Consider the following 16,344-nt stretch of genomic DNA (forward strand, 5'->3'; position numbering starts at 1 on the left):
AATTTGGCCGTTTGAAATAACCTCAAGCAACAAGTTATTTCGAAAAATCACCTATAAAATATGGAGATACCCAAATGACTTTTTAAAAAACAATAGATATATTAGATATGAAACGCGTGATAGTTGGACTTTCTGGAGGTGTAGATTCTAGTGTGGCTGCTTATTTATTGAAAGAGCAAGGTTATGAGGTTATTGGCTTGTTTATGAAAAACTGGCACGATGACTCCGTTACCATCTCTAATGAATGTCCTTGGCTTGATGATAGCAACGATGCGATGTTGGTGGCTGATAAATTAGGGATTCCTTTCCAAACCATCGATTTAAGTGAGCAATACAAAGAACGTATTGTTGATTATATGTTTAATGAGTATGAAAAAGGAAGAACACCAAATCCAGATGTGCTATGTAATAGGGAAATTAAGTTTGATGTTTTCATGAAAATAGCCGTAGAATTGGGAGCCGATTATGTGGCTACTGGACATTATTGTAGAAAAGGGATTCTTCATAAAGATGGCAAAGATATTTATCAATTGTTAAAAGGCGTTGATGACAATAAAGACCAATCCTATTTTTTATGTCAATTATCGCAAGAGCAATTAGCAAAATCCTTATTTCCAATAGGCGAATTAACAAAACCACAAGTAAGAGAGATTGCTACTAAATTAGATTTGGTAACAGCTGAGAAAAAAGATTCTCAGGGACTTTGTTTTATAGGTAAAGTGAAGTTGCCTGATTTTTTACAACAACAGCTCAAGCCAAAAGAAGGTATTATTGTTGAAGTTCCTAAAGAAAATATCATTTATAATAAAAACATACCAACGTTTGATTCTAAACAAGAGGAACTTCGATATTTAACCCAGAAAATAGATTATCATCTTGAAGATGGAGCCATAGTTGGAAAACACCAAGGTGCGCATTATTTTACTAAAGGACAACGCAAAGGATTAGCCGTTGGTGGTACGGCAGAACCATTATTTGTTATTGAAACCAATGTAGATGCAAACGTAATTTACACAGGGCAGGGTAAAGAACATCCAGGATTGTATAAAAAAGCCCTATTTGTAACTAACGACGAGTTGCATTGGATTCGTGAGGATTTAGCGCTTAACATAGATGAGACTATGCAAGTGATGGCTAGAATCCGTTATCGTCAGCCTTTACAAAAAGCAACTTTATATAAAGTGGATAGCGGATTGTATGTGGAGTTCGATCAACCACAATCTGCCATCACAGAGGGACAGTTTGTTGCTTGGTATTTAGATGATGAGTTAGTAGGTTCTGGAGTAATTTCGTAAATTGCTATCACTTAAATCGATAAGCGATGAAAAAAGGCCTACTGTTTTTGATATTGCTGTTTTTTCAGATGCATGTTTATACCCAGGAAGATGCTTGGGTTTATTTGAACGATAAAGAAAATGTAGTCACTTCCATTGCAAATCCCATTACTATCCTTACACAAAAAGCAATTGATAGAAAAAATATACATGGTGTATCTATTGATGAACGTGATGTGCCTGTAAACGAAAGTTACATCACCCAGCTAAAGAATATTTCAGGAATAAAGGTTATGGCAAAATCCAAATGGTTTAATGCGGTACATGTTAGGGGGAGTCAAAGTGACATTGAAGCACTTACAAGCTTAGGCTTTGTTACGTCAATAGAGTTTGCAAATAAAAGTTTAAACACAGCAAAACCAAGTGCAGAAAAGCAAGTTTCTAAACTTGAAAGTACATTAACAACATTCAATTATGGGAATGCTCTCAATCAAATAGACATGATTAACGGCAACGAGTTACACCTTTTGGATTATACAGGAACGGGTATGACGGTGGCCGTTTTAGATGCCGGTTTTCCAAACGTTAACACCATGACTGCATTCCAAAGATTAAGAAATGCTAACAATATTATAGATGGCTATGATTTTGTTAATAGAAATGCAAATGTGTATGCCAATACCACGAGCAGTCATGGTACTTGGGTGTTAAGCACCATGGCTGGGTTTATTCAAGATCAATATGTGGGAACAGCTCCAGATGCGTCCTATTATTTATTTATAACCGAAGATGATTTAAGTGAAAATCCAGTGGAAGAGAGCTATTGGGTAGAAGCAGTTGAGCGTGCCGATAGTTTGGGAGTGGATGTGATCAACACCTCGTTAGGATATAAAACCTATGATAATCCTAATTATAGCCATACAAATGCTAATTTAAATGGCTATACCACGTTTATAACCAAAGGCGCAAATATCGCTTTTGAAAAGGGTTTGTTATTAATTAATTCCGCTGGAAACGACGGTAATGGGGGTGTTAATGCGCCTGCCGATTCTCCAAATGTATTGTCAGTTGGCGCTGTAACCGCTGCTGGGAACTATGCATCTTTTAGTTCGGTTGGAAGTGCCATTCAACCCACGCAAAAACCAGACGTTGTGGCTCAGGGACAAGCAAGTTATGTTGTAGGAACCAATGATGTGATAGGTACACTTAATGGAACTTCGTTTAGTTCACCCATTTTGGCAGGAGGTATTGTGTGCTTATGGGAAGCTTTACCTGATAAAACAAATGATGAAATTATGCAGTTAGTGCGAGAATCGGCATCACAATATAACAGTCCCGATTATTTCTTAGGATATGGTATTCCAAATTTGTTGGCAGCATTAGATGCAGAACTTTCAATTGATAATGGTGGAGACAATCCCGAAGATATTTTGTTGTTTCCAAATCCGAGTTCGGGAGATGTATACTTAAAGTTGCCTTCGGAAGAACCCTTTTGGACCTTTAGTCTTTATGATATTTTAGGAAGACAAATTAATGGTTTTCTGATTTTAGATGCCAACGCTCCCATTGATATTTCTACGCTTGTGCCGGGCATGTACATGGTTAAAGTTGAAGCGCCAAAAATTTCAAAAACATTTAAACTTATTAAAAAGTAATGGTTAATAATAGGATTACCGAATTGTTCAATATTAAATATCCTATCGTCCAAGCTGGTATGGTTTGGAATAGCGGTTGGCGACTAGCTTCGGCATCAAGCAATTCAGGTGTTTTAGGGCTTATTGGGGCAGGCTCAATGTACCCAGAAGTGTTACGCGAGCATATTCAAAAATGTAAAAAAGCGACCAACAAGCCTTTCGGGGTGAATGTCCCCATGCTATATCCAAACATCGAAGAGATTATGGATATTATTGTTGAGGAAGGCGTGAAAATTGTATTCACTTCTGCAGGAAATCCTAAAACGTGGACATCTTGGTTAAAAGAGCGTGGGGTAACTGTGGTGCATGTGGTAAGTAGTGTCAAGTTTGCCCTTAAAGCACAAGAAGCGGGTGTAGATGCGTTGGTGGCTGAAGGGTTTGAAGCAGGCGGCCATAACGGAAGGGATGAAACGACCACGTTAACATTAATTCCTATGGTTAAGGAACACATACAAATTCCGTTGATTGCCGCAGGTGGCATTGCAACAGGAAAAGCCATGTTGGCTGTTATGGTTTTAGGTGCCGATGGCGTGCAGGTGGGGAGCAGGTTTGCAGCTAGTGAAGAAAGTTCAGCCCATATAAATTTTAAAAGATTAATTACTAATATTAAAGAAGGTGACACCCAACTAACGTTAAAAGAATTAGCTCCGGTAAGATTGATAAAAAATAAGTTTTATAATGATGTTCAAGAACTCTACAAAAAGTCGCCAACCATTGAAGAGCTTAAAACTTTATTAGGTAGAGCGCGAGCAAAAAAAGGAATGTTTGAAGGCGATTTGGAAGAAGGGGAACTAGAAATTGGCCAGGTTGCTGGATTGATACACGATATTAAACCAGTTGCCAACATTATTGAAGACATAATGCATGAGTTTGATGAGGCCAAACGGCAAGTTTCTAGTTTGTAATTTTGTTTTTAAGTATTGTTTCTATAGATATACTATATAATCTACTCAATCCATTATCATACTTATTTAATTCCTCTAATAATTCATTAATTGTCAAAGGTCTTTCAAATTTAGTAATAGTGTTGTCCAATCTGCTTGTAAAATATAACGTATTCGTTTTTATATCTACATAAGGACAATAATCCATCTTATCAGAATTAATATGTCCTCCTAAGTTTTTAGCTGAAGTCCAACCCGTTTCAGTATGGAAGCTGATAAACAAATCGCCACTACCAAAACCACCGTCTCTGTTATAACAACCATAAATTAAAAAAGACTCATCTGGAGCAATAAAGGCATTATACTCATAACCATCGGAATTTATGGCATTTGGTAACACTACAGGTTCCTTATATTCGGAATTTTTAAATTCGCTAAAATAAATATCATCCTTACTTTTTAGTGAGGTATTATCCCTTGTAAAATATAAATTTCCATTAGATGCAATGGAAGGATAAAACTCATCATATTGAGTATTTATGGGGCTTCCTAAGTTTTTTGGCTCCAACCAATCTTTATTTACAGTATCATATTCCAAATACCAGATATCAAAATCTTTGATACTGGTTGAAGCATTATCAATAGGTCTATTTGAAGCAAAATAAATTTTTAGGCCATCAGGCGAAAAAAAAGGTTCTAAATCAAAATACTGTCCAGAAAAAGAAGCAATTTGAGGGTTGTTCCACAATCCGTTTTCTTTTTTAATGCTTATAATGGTTGATATAGTTCCCATGATGCTTTGAGCAGAAAATAAAATCTCATTACCATCAGGAGAGATGGCAATGTCCCTTATGTTAGGAAATTGTTTTATAATATCTGGAATGAAAGCTTTCTTGGATTCTTGGGAAAACCCTATAAGTGTATTAATAAAATAAAGAGCAGTAATTAAACGTTTCATCATCAAATAATTTAAGTTAACAAACCATAAATAGCTACTTAATTTAGTAAATATAACTTAATATGTTATAAACAAAAAAAGGGGAATTTATTCCCCTTTTAAACAAAAACCTCTAAAGAGTTTTTTGACCCCTAAAATAAATAAAAAAAATACTTAGATAAAATATTAGTAAATCCTTATGTAAGGATTTGCTTTAAAAGCTATGCGAATTTATATAAAAAAACTTACTTAAAAACATAAATGTGGTAAAATTATTAATCATTCTATGGTTTTTTTTAAATTTTCCAAAATGTGTTTTAAAATACTGAAAAAGTCAAGATGAGTTCATCATAAGCAAAGTTTAAGAGTTACTTTTGCAGCATGCAAATAACACAATATACCAAAGAATTTAAATACAATTGGAGACTAGCAGCACCAGTTATGTTAGGAATGCTGGGGCATACTTTTGTTGGGTTTGTGGATAATGTTATGGTCGGTCAATTGGGAACGGCCGAACTTGCTGCCGTATCATTAGGTAATAGTTTTATGTTTATTGCCATGTCTTTAGGAATTGGTTTTTCAACCGCCATAACACCCCTTATTGCCGAAGCAGATGCTGAAGGCTATTTTGCCAAAGGAAAATCATCATTTAAACATGGTTTGTTTTTATGTACGGTTTTGGGTGTTTTACTTTTTTTAATGGTCTTTTTTGCAAAGCCATTGATGTATTTAATGAAACAACCAGAGGAAGTTGTTAAGTTGGCAATTCCTTATCTGGATTTAGTAGCATTTTCATTGATACCATTAATTATTTTTCAAGGGTTTAAGCAATTTAGTGATGGTTTGTCAATGACACGTTACCCCATGTATGCGGCGCTTTTGGCAAACATTTTAAATGTTATTTTTAATTATTTGCTCATTTTTGGGAAATTCGGATTTCCAGAATTAGGCATCGTTGGAGCAGCATACGGCACATTAATTTCTAGAATCATTATGGTTTGGTTTTTATGGTGGATTTTAAAGAATAAAGAAAAATCGAAACCTTTTGTAACCCATATTAAGTTTTTTGTGTTGGAAAAACCCATGCTGAAAAGAATCATAAATCTTGGTGCTCCGAGTGCCATGCAAATGTTTTTTGAAGTAGCCATTTTTACGGCAGCCATTTGGTTGAGCGGTTTGTTAGGAAAAAATCCACAAGCGGCAAACCAAATTGCATTAAACTTATCATCCATGACATTTATGGTTGCCATGGGTTTAAGCGTCGCATCCATGATTCGTGTTGGCAACCAAAAAGGATTAAAAAATTATGTAGAGTTAAGACGCATCGCTTTTTCTATATTTTTATTGGGCCTTATTTTGGCTTTTGGTTTTGCTATTTTATTTTTTAGCTTAAATGAGTTTTTGCCTAAATTATATGTGGATTATAATGATGCCGAAAATTTAATGGATAATATGGAAGTGGTAAGCATTGCCTCTACATTATTGATTGTAGCGGCTATTTTTCAAATAAGTGACAGCGTCCAGGTGATTTTTTTAGGAGCATTAAGAGGACTCCAAGATGTTAAAATACCAACGGTTATAACCTTTATTTCGTATTGGCTTATCGGGTTTCCCATAAGTTGGTTTTTAGGCAAAGAAGATGCTTACGGGAGTATTGGTATTTGGTTAGGTTTATTGGCAGGACTTTCAACTGCCGCTATTTTATTGTATATTCGATTTAATTATTTGACAAAAAAGTTAATTTTGTCCAACAACTATCAACCAATAACCATCAACGAATAACCAATAACTATACATGAGTCTTCCAAAATTTATTCTCGGTGATAACACCAATTATCCAAATGCTATTTATGTGATCCATACCGAATTCCCGAGGTTTATAATCAATCTAGAAGACGATGAGGTAGAATGGTTTGAAGATTTTGATGAAGAAGATGCCAAGGAACTGGAGATGGAAACGGAGAACATGATTAAACTCGCCACCGAATTTTACGACAGTGAAATAGCAAAATATGAAGAGTAATGTGTTTTATGATAATTTCTAAACCATATAGATGATTGACAAAATTATAGAATACGACAAGCAACTGTTCTTGTTTTTAAACAATTTAGGCTCACCAAATTGGGATTTTTTATGGTTGGTTATTACAGACGAACTTACTTTTGTGCCGTTGTATGCCATCTTATTGTTTTTATTATATAAAAAGTTCGGAGTAAAAGCATTACTTCTTTTTATTGTCATTGTAGCGGTCATGATCACTTTTACCGATCAAATGACCAATGTTTTTAAACGTGGTTTTGAACGTCCCAGGCCCTGTAGAGCAGAAGGTGTTATGGAGTACACACGTTTTATAGCTCAACGTTGTGGACTTTATGGGTTTTTCTCTGGACATGCATCTAATTCTATGGCAGCCGCGGTATTTGCTGGCTTGTTATTAAAGCCCTATTATAAAAACCTGCTGATTGTTTTATTATTATGGAGTCTTATAGTGGCTTACAGTCGAATTTATGTTGGTGTACATTATCCACTAGACATTGTGTGCGGATTAACATTTGGCGCTATAACAGGATTCGTATTTTATAAGGTGAGTGTGTATGTAATTCGACGTTATGTAGGAGACGTTAGATTAGATTCAGAGAATTAGGGGCTACATTAAATCTATAAGATTTTAATGTAACCTATCTTTTATCTAACAAAAGTAATAAGATTTACTCCTGTTTTTCAGGAACTTCTTCTATAGGAACAGCAACTTTTACATCATCCCATGCCATCGTTAAAGATAAATCGCCCGTGGTGTTGTCAAAACCGATTGTAAATTGTTCAACGGTTTTATCAAGTTTATGCACAGGTACTTCAACATCTAAAACATCATAATTAGGATCCCACATCGGTTTCATTTCGGTATCCACACCCCAAGAATATTGTTTGGAATTAAAAATAACGGTCCAAACCGTGTCCTTTGGTACCGACCATAAGGTATATTTTCCAATTGGCAACGGCATGCCGTTTATTTTAAGAGGCTTGTTGGTTTCAAAGGTTGTTGCTTCATTAGCTCCAGTACGCCAAACTTCGTTTAATGGCACTAAAGCTCCAAATATATCACGGCCTTTTTTAGAGGGTCTGTTATAAAAAACCTCTAATTTCAAATCGTTAAACTTATACGCAACAGTATCTTTCGGACTTAATCGAGATGCGAAAATGTTTTCAACAAAGACGCAATATGAAAATAATCCTAAGACTATTATAGATAAAAAAATCAAAAGCCATTTCAAAAAGGTATTCATATACAATATTTTATTTTAATGAGATAAAGATACTTTAAAAAGTATTGAATTATAAAATGCAAACGCAGATTTCTTAGCTTTGATATACCAACGCTAAAAAAAAATATGTTTTTTGCAACACTGCCATTTTTTTATCGTCTATTAAAACGAACTAACTTAAAACCAAAAGTAAGGCGAGCATGTTTCAAGTTGACATTATAGAACAATGTAAACAAAACAATCGGAAGGCACAATTGCAGGTATACAACCAGTACTGCAACGGGATGTATATTGTTGCCAAACGATTTTTGAATGATGCTGCCGATGCCGAAGATGTTGTACAAGAAGCGTTTATTAAAGCGTTTTCTAAACTCGATCAATATAAAGCGGAAGTTACTTTTGGTGCTTGGTTAAAACGTATTGTTATCAATAAAAGTATCGATTTTTTAAAATCCAAAAAGCAACATTTGGTTGCATTGGATGAGGTGCACCTGAAAATTGTTGATGCTACAAACGATGACAAATGGTTAGTGGACGATGCAATTACTATAAACGATGTGAAAGAAGCGATAGAAAAATTACCTGAAACCTATCAATATGTGTTGATGCTTTATTTAATTGAAGGCTACGACCACCAAGAAATTTCAGAAATTTTAAATATTACAGAAGTCGCTTCCCGTACACAATTATCTAGAGGGAGGGTAAAATTACAAGAACTGTTAAAATTGAAAAAGAATGGCACAAGATATTAGGGACTTATTTAAAGAGGAGGGGATACAACATGAAACCATGTCTAAAAACCATCAAGAGAAATTTCTTGAAAAATTAGATAAGGCTTTGCCCATTTCAAACAAACGTCACTTTAATTGGCTGCAAGTCGCCGCCAGTATTGTGGTGCTTTTAGGACTGTCTTTTGGAGCTTTTAATTATTTTAAAACAATGCCATCATCTACAAATACGACGGTTGCGGAAACCCAGCCTATGGTTGTTAAAACGTTGGGCGATGTATCTCCCGGACTTAAAAAAGTGGAAGATTATTATTTAGCAAGTATCAATTTAGAATTATCTAAAATGGCATACACACCGGAAACCAAAGATATGTTTGATGGGTATTTAGAACAGTTGGAAGGACTTGATAAAGAATACCAACGCTTGTCCGTAGAATTAACAGAATTGGGCCCAAACGAGTTAACCGTAAACGCCCTGATAGATAATTTAAAACTTCGTTTAAATCTTTTGTACCGATTAAGATCGCAATTACAAGACTTACCTGATGATGTTGAAGACACATCAAAATCAATCTAAAAAAATCAAAAAAAATGAACAGTAAAATAATAAAACAATCCTTATTCGTGCTTAGCTTTTTTATAGTGGGGAGCATTGTGGCGCAACAAAAATTAACCAAATTGTCCCAATCCATTAAAGTGGACAACGGTGTTATTTTAAACTTAAATACCAGCAATTGCAATATCGAGTTTGACACTTGGAACAAAAACGTTGTGGAAATTGAAGCCTATATTGAAGGTGAAAAACTTTCAAAAGAAGAATTGGAAAAAGCCCTAAAAGCTTGGGGCGTTAGTGTAGATGCCACATCAAAAGAGATTTCCATAAGCACGAAAGGTAATGCACCAGCTGCTTGGATTCAAAGAAACGATGGTAATCATGTTGATGTGAACGCCATCCTAGATGAGTTAAAATATAATTTGGCATATGCACCAGAAATACCTGAGTTACCAGAATTGGCAGGATTACCAGACATGCCAGCACTGCCAGAATTACCAGAAGGCATCAATAATATCCAATTTGATTATGAAGCTTATAAAAAAGATGGGGAAAAATATATAGAGCAGTGGTCTAAAAATTTTGAATCCAAATTTGGTGATGATTATGCAAAAAAAATGGAAGCCTGGGGTGAAAAATTCGGTAAAGAATGGGGTGAAAAGTATGGTAAACAAATGGAGGCTTGGGGTGAACGTTTTGCAGCTCAAATGGAAGCCCGTGCAGAGCGTATGGAACATTTAGCGGAACAACGAGAGGAGCAAAAAAAGCAAATCATAATTATTAGGGAACAACGCGAAAAAGAGCGTGAAAAAATAGCTGAGGAACGTGAAAAATTAGCTGACGAACGACGCATGGTTGTGGAGAAAATAATCAATACAGGATCTAACTCAAACGTTAAAAAAACAATTAAGATTAGATTGCCAAAAGATGCTAAAATTAAGGTGGACGTGAAACACGGCGAACTTAAATTTGCATCCAATGTGGATAATCTTAAGGCTAATTTATCGTACACCAAGTTTATTGCAAATAGCATTAATGGAAGCAAAACTTCCATTAATGCCTCTTATTCGCCAGTAAACGTAGCGTATTGGAATGTAGGCGAACTCAACCTTAATTTTGTAAAGGCTGCTGAACTAAAAAACGTCAAACGTTTGGTATTGACTTCTAATTCCTCCAATGTAAAAATTGAAAACGTCACAGATAATGCGGTTATTAATGGTAGTATTGGCAATTTAAAAATCTTAAATGTGGGTGATACTTTTAACAATTTAAATGTCACCCTTCAAAATAGTGATGCCGTAATTTCGCTTCCAAAAGTGGATTCTAATTTCCAGTACAAAGGCACGCGCTCTCGCTTAAAACACCCCAAAAAAACATCCAATGATAATGTCTCTACCTTCTCAACAAACAATTCAAATACCAATAAGGCCATTGTGGTAAATGCGAAGTACAGCAACGTGGTTATGCAATAGTTTCTTATTTTTGAGGAAACACGTCTTTCTATGTCCTCAACCCATTTTCAGGATTTTTTAAAAAACAGTACTTCCAAGCCACTTCGGGTGCTTAATCCTGCAATTCCAAACTCAAAATACATTCCCATAGACCTGTCGGTAGATAATTTGCAACTCAAACATATTGATGTGAGTAAGGTTGAAGCATTACAAAACTATATACAAAACCACGTCAACCAACACAACGGACTGGTTGGGTATGGTGGTTATAATGAAGTCAGGAATATTTATAAACGCAGTCACCATTTTAACGAGAACAATGCTACCGAACGCAACATCCATTTGGGCGTGGATTTATGGATTGCTGCCGAAACACCCATTTATTGCCCTTTTGATGCTACCGTGCACAGTTTTAAAAACAACACCAATTTTGGCGATTATGGCCCAACCATTATTTTAAAGCACACTATAAATGAAGTTGAATTTCATACTTTGTATGGGCATTTAAGTTTGGCTTCTTTAGAAAATTTAGAAGAAGGTGAACACATAAAGCAAGGCGAACCGTTTGCCACCTTGGGCGATGCCACCATAAATGGGAATTACCCGCCACATTTACATTTTCAAATTATAAAAGACTTGCAAGGTTTTAGGGGTGATTACCCAGGTGTTTGCAATAAAAAGGATTTGGAATTTTATTTAAATAATTGTCCAAACCCAGAGTGGCTGTTGAAGTTGGGATTTTAACTGAAAATTTTTATAAAGCCAAAGGCAAGTAAGTATTCGCTAAAATATTAGTAAAATTTAGTAAAAAAAACCGCCTTATATAAATTATATGACGGTTTTTTATTAGTTAAAGATTAAAGATAATTTATTACTTTTTAATAATAAATTTTGAGGTTTTAATGTTTCCTTGCTCAATAATTAAAAAATACAATCCTGATTGAAAATTTAGTCCAAAAGTATAGTTTTTATCAGCATTTCCGCTTGTTGAATACACCGTAGCACCAGTAAAATAATTTATAACCTTAAGATTTACATTACTATTATTTTTAAAGCCGCTTAAGCTAACATGGAATTCATTGTCTGTAGGATTAGGCCAACTTACAACATCTGCTTTTGGGTTCTTTTTATCTTTAATAACTAAATCAGTTTGGCTAATTACACTGCCTTGGTAATATCCTCCAGCTTCTAGAGTAATTTGATATTGTTTTACTGAATTATCATCTTCGACATTTAGCGGAAAGGTTAGTTCTATTTTACCTTTCGTATTATTATCAAAAGGTAAAATAGCACCATTTAATAAATAACCATTTTCATCTGTTAGGTCTTCAACAACTACTGGTACACCATCTAATAGAAATCGAACTGTACTATTAGTAATGTCTCCAATGGAGCCGCCTGAAAGCTCACCTTCATCTTCTATCATAGCGTTAAGTGTTACTTCAACTTCGCTTGAGGAATGTTTATTATTAAAATGGGTTCCACCTATTATTTTCAATTTCGCATCTTCGGGGGTTACGTTAAATTCGGTTTCAGCATTGGCAACGTGAAGCTCTTCATTGGGTTGGTCAAAAACTGCTGTAACCGTTTTGGTCCCAGGAGCATACAGCCCCAAGTTCTCACCTTCCAATAAGTTAAGGTTTAAGCTGCCTTCTAAATTATTTTCGTTCTCGACCAGTTCTACTTCACCAACCAAAATTCCATTAATATAAATATTGGCAAGTTGTGCAGCTATTCCACATTTACCATTACCTCCTGGTACATTTATTTTAATTGTTATATCGTCGCTGTATTGTTGCGATGAAGGATCAACACTTAGCGTTGCTACCATGTCAATAAATGAATTAGATAATGGTAGGTCATCTTCACTATTTCTAATAACAGTATTTAGATATTGGCTCATTGCTGGTTTTTCAGAACCATCGCAAACATTCATTAAATAAGCTTCTTGAGTAGTACGCCACATACCAGAACGGTAACCCCATAACGTTATTCCAATTACCGATGGATGGTTCCAGTATAATCCAAAAATGCGTTGGTATTCTGATAGTTGAAAAGCGTCCTGTTCTTCTTGGGTTCCATTGTTTGTGCGTACACCATTTGCATCTAAAGAGGCATCACCATCAATATCCATTTCAGTAATCATAATTGGTAATCCAGTATCAGCTATGAGGTTTAAATTATTTGATAAATTATTTGTAGCGTCTTCAAAGCTTCCATTTCCATATCTACGCGTTGAAAAGGAGTGTCCCTGCATGCCTACCACATCAACTAAATTGTCTTTTTTTAGCAACTCTATAATGGAAACATACTCGGCAGCGCTTGTTGGCGTATTTTCAATACCGTATTCGTTAATCATCAATTTGGTTTCACAAGGGAAATATAAACGCGCTAATTTAAAGGCATTTACGACCCAATCATAAGTACTTGGTTCTGTATTTAATTCTGCATTTAATGAACGCAAGGCATTTAAGTAATCACCGCTGCCATTATCTGTTGCATTAGAGCCTTCATTATCTGGTTTGTCATTTAAAATTTCGTTTACTACTTCTATATATTCCAGCGTTTTTCTTGCATCTGAACTATTATCATAATGTCCAGCAACTTCTTGAAACCATCTTTTAATTCTAACCACTTTTTCTTCATCGCTCATTGGTTTTAACCATGTGGGTTGCTGATTTCCCCATACAAGCACATGAAACCTAAAAGGAAAATTATTCTGGGCAGCATAGGCTCGTGCTGCATCCAATTGGCTAAAATCGAAAACACCATCTTCAACTTCAACACTGCCCCATTTTCCAGCATTTTCTGGGGTAATTTGATTGAAATATTTATTTAGGTTGGCGTCATTGGCGTCATAGATTGTTCCTAGGAATTTGTTTTTTCCACTAGCAATGGGAGTTTGAGAGGCTGGAGGGGTATAGAAAGTGAGGCCACATTGAATTTGCATTTGGGCATCATCTAAAAAATACGTATTAGCATTTTTACCCAAATCCAGAGCTATTCTTGTTTGAGATGAATTGGCTATAAAACTCCAGCTTAATAGTGTCCAGTCTGTACCTACATTAAAATCTTGCGAATACAGGGAATTTGGGTTTGTTGAAAAGCGTATGGTAGACCCTTCGGTAAGTGCCTTAGCGTAGACTTGAAATTCATATGTTGCCCCTGTAGTAGTTTCTATGGGATCACTCACCATTTGCACCATATAAGGTTCACCATTAGTAGTAACAGTAGCTTTTAATGCTCTACTTCCAGTTTTTACTTCGTTTGTTTCTAAAGTTTCTGTGAGCGAACTATCTCCATTCCATTGTCCCCAATTTTCAAAAAAATCACCACTGCCTCCTTCAAAACTACCATTTAGCACTAAATTGGGATCATTATTGACGGGAGCAAGCATCTCCATGCTATCTAAGAAATAGGTGTTGGCGTCCGCTCCTAAATCCAAAACAATGCGTGTTTCAGTTGCGTTTGCAGTAAAAGTCCATGATAATAAAGTCCATGTATTTGATACGGTGTAATCTCCTGAATATAGCGCACTTGGACTGGTTGAAAATCTAATAGAAGTGCCAGCAACGGCTCCTTTTACATATATTTTAAAAGTATAGCTTTCGCCAATAGTTGTTGGGATTAAATCACTTGCTATTTGAACACTCCATGCGTTCCCCCCCGTAGAAATTGCCTTAAGGGCTCTATTTCCATCATGTACTTCGGAAGGTTCTGTAGTCTGTACCAGGGCGGTTGCTCCGTTAAACTTAGACCAGTTGGTAAAAGTATCATCACTACCCAATTCAAAACTTGGGTTTGGAACAATATTTTCACCAACACTGGGTGGCGCTAACATTTCCATAGTATCAATAAAATAGGTATTGGCATTAGCTCCCAGATCTAATACAATACGTGTATTCACTTCATTCGCCGTAAAAGTCCAAGAAACCTGTGTCCAAGTTTCAGAAACAATATAATTTCCAGAATAAAGTGCATTAGGATTTGTAGAAAAACGAATTTCAGTTCCTGCTACTTCTCCTTTTACGTAGGCAGTGAATGTGTAACTTTCACCAATAACAGTAGGAATAGGATCGCTAACAAATTGTACACTCCAAGGATTCCCATCGGAAGTAACTACCGCTTTTAGAGCACGACTTCCTTCATTGACTTCAGATTCGACTGAAGTAGCTAATAAGGACGTTGCTCCGTTCCATTTGCTCCAACCATCAAAATTGTCTCCACTTCCCACTTCAAAACTGGGATTGGGTATAATGTTTTGAGCATAGTTAACCTGAAGCGATGCTATCAGGAATAGCATAAGTAAAATCCATCTTTTTTTGTAGTTTTTGTCCATATGGCTTTGTTTTAAATAGTTAGTTGGTTAAAAAATAGTATAGTTGATTATTCAATTTTAAATAAAAAGCAATCTTTTATTTGTTAATTCCTTATGTCTCAAAATCATAGTTTTAGATAATATTGAGATTTTAATAAAAATCACTTGAAATATTTTAGGATATCTTAGTTGTAGCTTAAATATAGGAATTAATGTTCAAATAAAACTAGAGAATTAGACAAATTACAAATTACGAATGTTGAATAGCTATCCTTAATATTTGTTTTTTTGTAAATTATTAATAATAAATGAATGAATTTTGTTTTTAAACTTCAGAATTTACTATGTAACAGCATTCTGAATAATTCGAAAATATTAATTATTTTTAGTCTATTTAAATAGACTAATTAATGATGTAAAATCTAATAAAACTGAAAATTTTTAAGTGTTTTAAAAAAAAATGCAACGCTAATTACAGATTTAGAATTTTTATTTAAATAATTGCCCGAATCCGGAATTGGTTTTGAAGTTGGATTTTTAAGTGTTTTTTAGCGTACAGGCTTTACATACTTCAAGTATGACTAATTCTTATACAGTAAGATAAAGTTTTTTAGAAAGGAAAATGTTCTGGTCAATAAAATCTGGCAATGAAGCTTGTAAGTAGTCTAGTCGTGCTTTTATCCCGTATAATTTGGGGAAACACATACTGTCCAATATTCAATTATGATTTTCATCACAGCCTTAATTTCGTTATAGTTTGATGGCTTTATGAAAAATCCTTGTATGGATTTTGAGTATGCATCAATTACGTTTTTTTGTTCGGCAGTTGTTGTAAAAAATAAATAAGGGATGGATTTTATTTCAAGCTCCTTATTTTCACGAACTTTATCCCTTAATTCCATGCCATTGAGTTTCGGCATATTAATGTCAGAAAAAATAATAAATGGTTTAATTTTCGTTGTAGTTAAATATTCTAATGCTTTTTCAGCTTCAGAAAAAAAAATGATTTCATTTTTATAATCAAGACTTTTAAAAACATCTGCTAAAATATCTTGATCGTCTATATCATCTTCAATAAAAATAATGGGACCTTGCTTATTCATTTTTTAAAGGTACAGTAATTTATTTGATGGGTAGTAAAATGAAGATTCCTGAAAAATTTATAAAAATTAATATTGTTGATGTTTAGGTAAAAAAATCCGTAACGCGAATCACAGATTTTAAATTTATTTAAACAATAG

General features: G+C 34.8%; 14 protein-coding genes. 10 read left to right on the forward strand and 4 right to left on the reverse strand.

Going from position 1 to position 16,344, the window contains the following annotated elements; genetic code table 11:
* The first annotated feature begins 107 nt into the window (after positions 1 to 107).
* From mnmA to CDH49_RS10900, 3 genes are read left to right on the forward strand one after another with little or no spacing between them, the layout of a single operon-like run.
* On the forward strand, positions 108 to 1,295 hold the full coding sequence (mnmA, locus tag CDH49_RS10890) for a tRNA 2-thiouridine(34) synthase MnmA (protein ID WP_100615542.1): 1,188 nt from the start codon (positions 108 to 110) through the stop codon (positions 1,293 to 1,295).
* Between the two features lie 26 nt (positions 1,296 to 1,321).
* Complete coding sequence (locus tag CDH49_RS10895; RefSeq protein WP_100615543.1) at positions 1,322 to 2,929, forward strand: S8 family serine peptidase; 1,608 nt, start codon at positions 1,322 to 1,324, stop codon at positions 2,927 to 2,929.
* Positions 2,929 to 3,873 (forward strand): NAD(P)H-dependent flavin oxidoreductase, encoded by a 945-nt coding sequence (locus CDH49_RS10900; protein ID WP_100615544.1) that lies wholly within the window; start codon positions 2,929 to 2,931, stop codon positions 3,871 to 3,873. The genes CDH49_RS10895 and CDH49_RS10900 overlap by 1 nt, the downstream gene beginning before the upstream one ends.
* On the opposite strand, the gene CDH49_RS10905 is transcribed toward CDH49_RS10900, so the two are convergent.
* A complete protein-coding gene (locus CDH49_RS10905; protein ID WP_100615545.1) occupies positions 3,863 to 4,813 on the reverse strand; it encodes a TolB family protein in 951 nt (316 codons plus the stop codon). The two genes, CDH49_RS10900 and CDH49_RS10905, sit on opposite strands and share 11 nt — an antisense overlap.
* 357 nt (positions 4,814 to 5,170) lie before the next feature.
* On the opposite strand from CDH49_RS10905, the gene CDH49_RS10910 reads away from it, so the two are divergent.
* Genes CDH49_RS10910 through CDH49_RS10920 form a run of 3 tightly spaced genes read left to right on the forward strand, consistent with a single transcriptional unit; the run spans position 5,171 to position 7,434 of the window.
* Complete coding sequence (locus CDH49_RS10910) at positions 5,171 to 6,571, forward strand: MATE family efflux transporter (RefSeq protein ID WP_100615546.1); 1,401 nt, start codon at positions 5,171 to 5,173, stop codon at positions 6,569 to 6,571.
* 13 nt (positions 6,572 to 6,584) lie between these two features.
* Positions 6,585 to 6,812 carry a hypothetical protein gene (locus CDH49_RS10915; protein WP_100615547.1) on the forward strand — a complete coding sequence of 76 codons (228 nt, stop codon included), beginning with the start codon at positions 6,585 to 6,587 and terminating at the stop codon, positions 6,810 to 6,812.
* 31 nt (positions 6,813 to 6,843) lie between these two features.
* Complete coding sequence (locus CDH49_RS10920) at positions 6,844 to 7,434, forward strand: phosphatase PAP2 family protein (RefSeq protein WP_100615548.1); 591 nt, start codon at positions 6,844 to 6,846, stop codon at positions 7,432 to 7,434.
* Positions 7,435 to 7,498: 64 nt separating this feature from the next.
* Here CDH49_RS10920 and CDH49_RS10925 read toward each other — a convergent pair whose 3' ends face one another.
* Positions 7,499 to 8,074, reverse strand: a complete 576-nt coding sequence (locus tag CDH49_RS10925; RefSeq protein ID WP_100615549.1) for a DUF2911 domain-containing protein — start codon at positions 8,072 to 8,074, stop codon at positions 7,499 to 7,501.
* 179 nt (positions 8,075 to 8,253) lie between these two features.
* Between CDH49_RS10925 and CDH49_RS10930 the strand changes: the two genes are divergently transcribed.
* The 4 genes from CDH49_RS10930 to CDH49_RS10945 are packed head-to-tail and all read left to right on the forward strand — an operon-like array spanning position 8,254 to position 11,529.
* Complete coding sequence (locus CDH49_RS10930; RefSeq protein ID WP_100615550.1) at positions 8,254 to 8,805, forward strand: RNA polymerase sigma factor; 552 nt, start codon at positions 8,254 to 8,256, stop codon at positions 8,803 to 8,805.
* The gene (locus CDH49_RS10935) at positions 8,789 to 9,358 is read left to right on the forward strand and encodes a lipase chaperone (protein ID WP_100615551.1); all 570 of its coding nucleotides are present in this window, start codon (positions 8,789 to 8,791) and stop codon (positions 9,356 to 9,358) included. Before CDH49_RS10930 ends, CDH49_RS10935 begins: the two co-directional genes overlap by 17 nt.
* Positions 9,359 to 9,372: 14 nt before the next feature.
* Positions 9,373 to 10,806 (forward strand): hypothetical protein, encoded by a 1,434-nt coding sequence (locus tag CDH49_RS10940; protein ID WP_157805304.1) that lies wholly within the window; start codon positions 9,373 to 9,375, stop codon positions 10,804 to 10,806.
* 30 nt (positions 10,807 to 10,836) lie between these two features.
* Positions 10,837 to 11,529: a peptidoglycan DD-metalloendopeptidase family protein gene (locus CDH49_RS10945; protein ID WP_100615553.1), complete on the forward strand. Its 693-nt coding sequence runs from the start codon at positions 10,837 to 10,839 to the stop codon at positions 11,527 to 11,529.
* Positions 11,530 to 11,656: 127 nt separating this feature from the next.
* Here CDH49_RS10945 and CDH49_RS10950 read toward each other — a convergent pair whose 3' ends face one another.
* A complete protein-coding gene (locus CDH49_RS10950) occupies positions 11,657 to 15,124 on the reverse strand; it encodes an endo-1,4-beta-xylanase (protein WP_100615554.1) in 3,468 nt (1,155 codons plus the stop codon).
* A gap of 656 nt (positions 15,125 to 15,780) precedes the next feature.
* Entirely contained in the window at positions 15,781 to 16,206 is a 426-nt protein-coding gene (locus tag CDH49_RS10955) for a response regulator (protein WP_100615555.1), read from the reverse strand.
* Positions 16,207 to 16,344: the final 138 nt, after the last annotated feature.

The organism is Confluentibacter citreus (genome assembly GCF_002807055.1).
GTDB lineage: Bacteria > Bacteroidota > Bacteroidia > Flavobacteriales > Flavobacteriaceae > Confluentibacter > Confluentibacter citreus.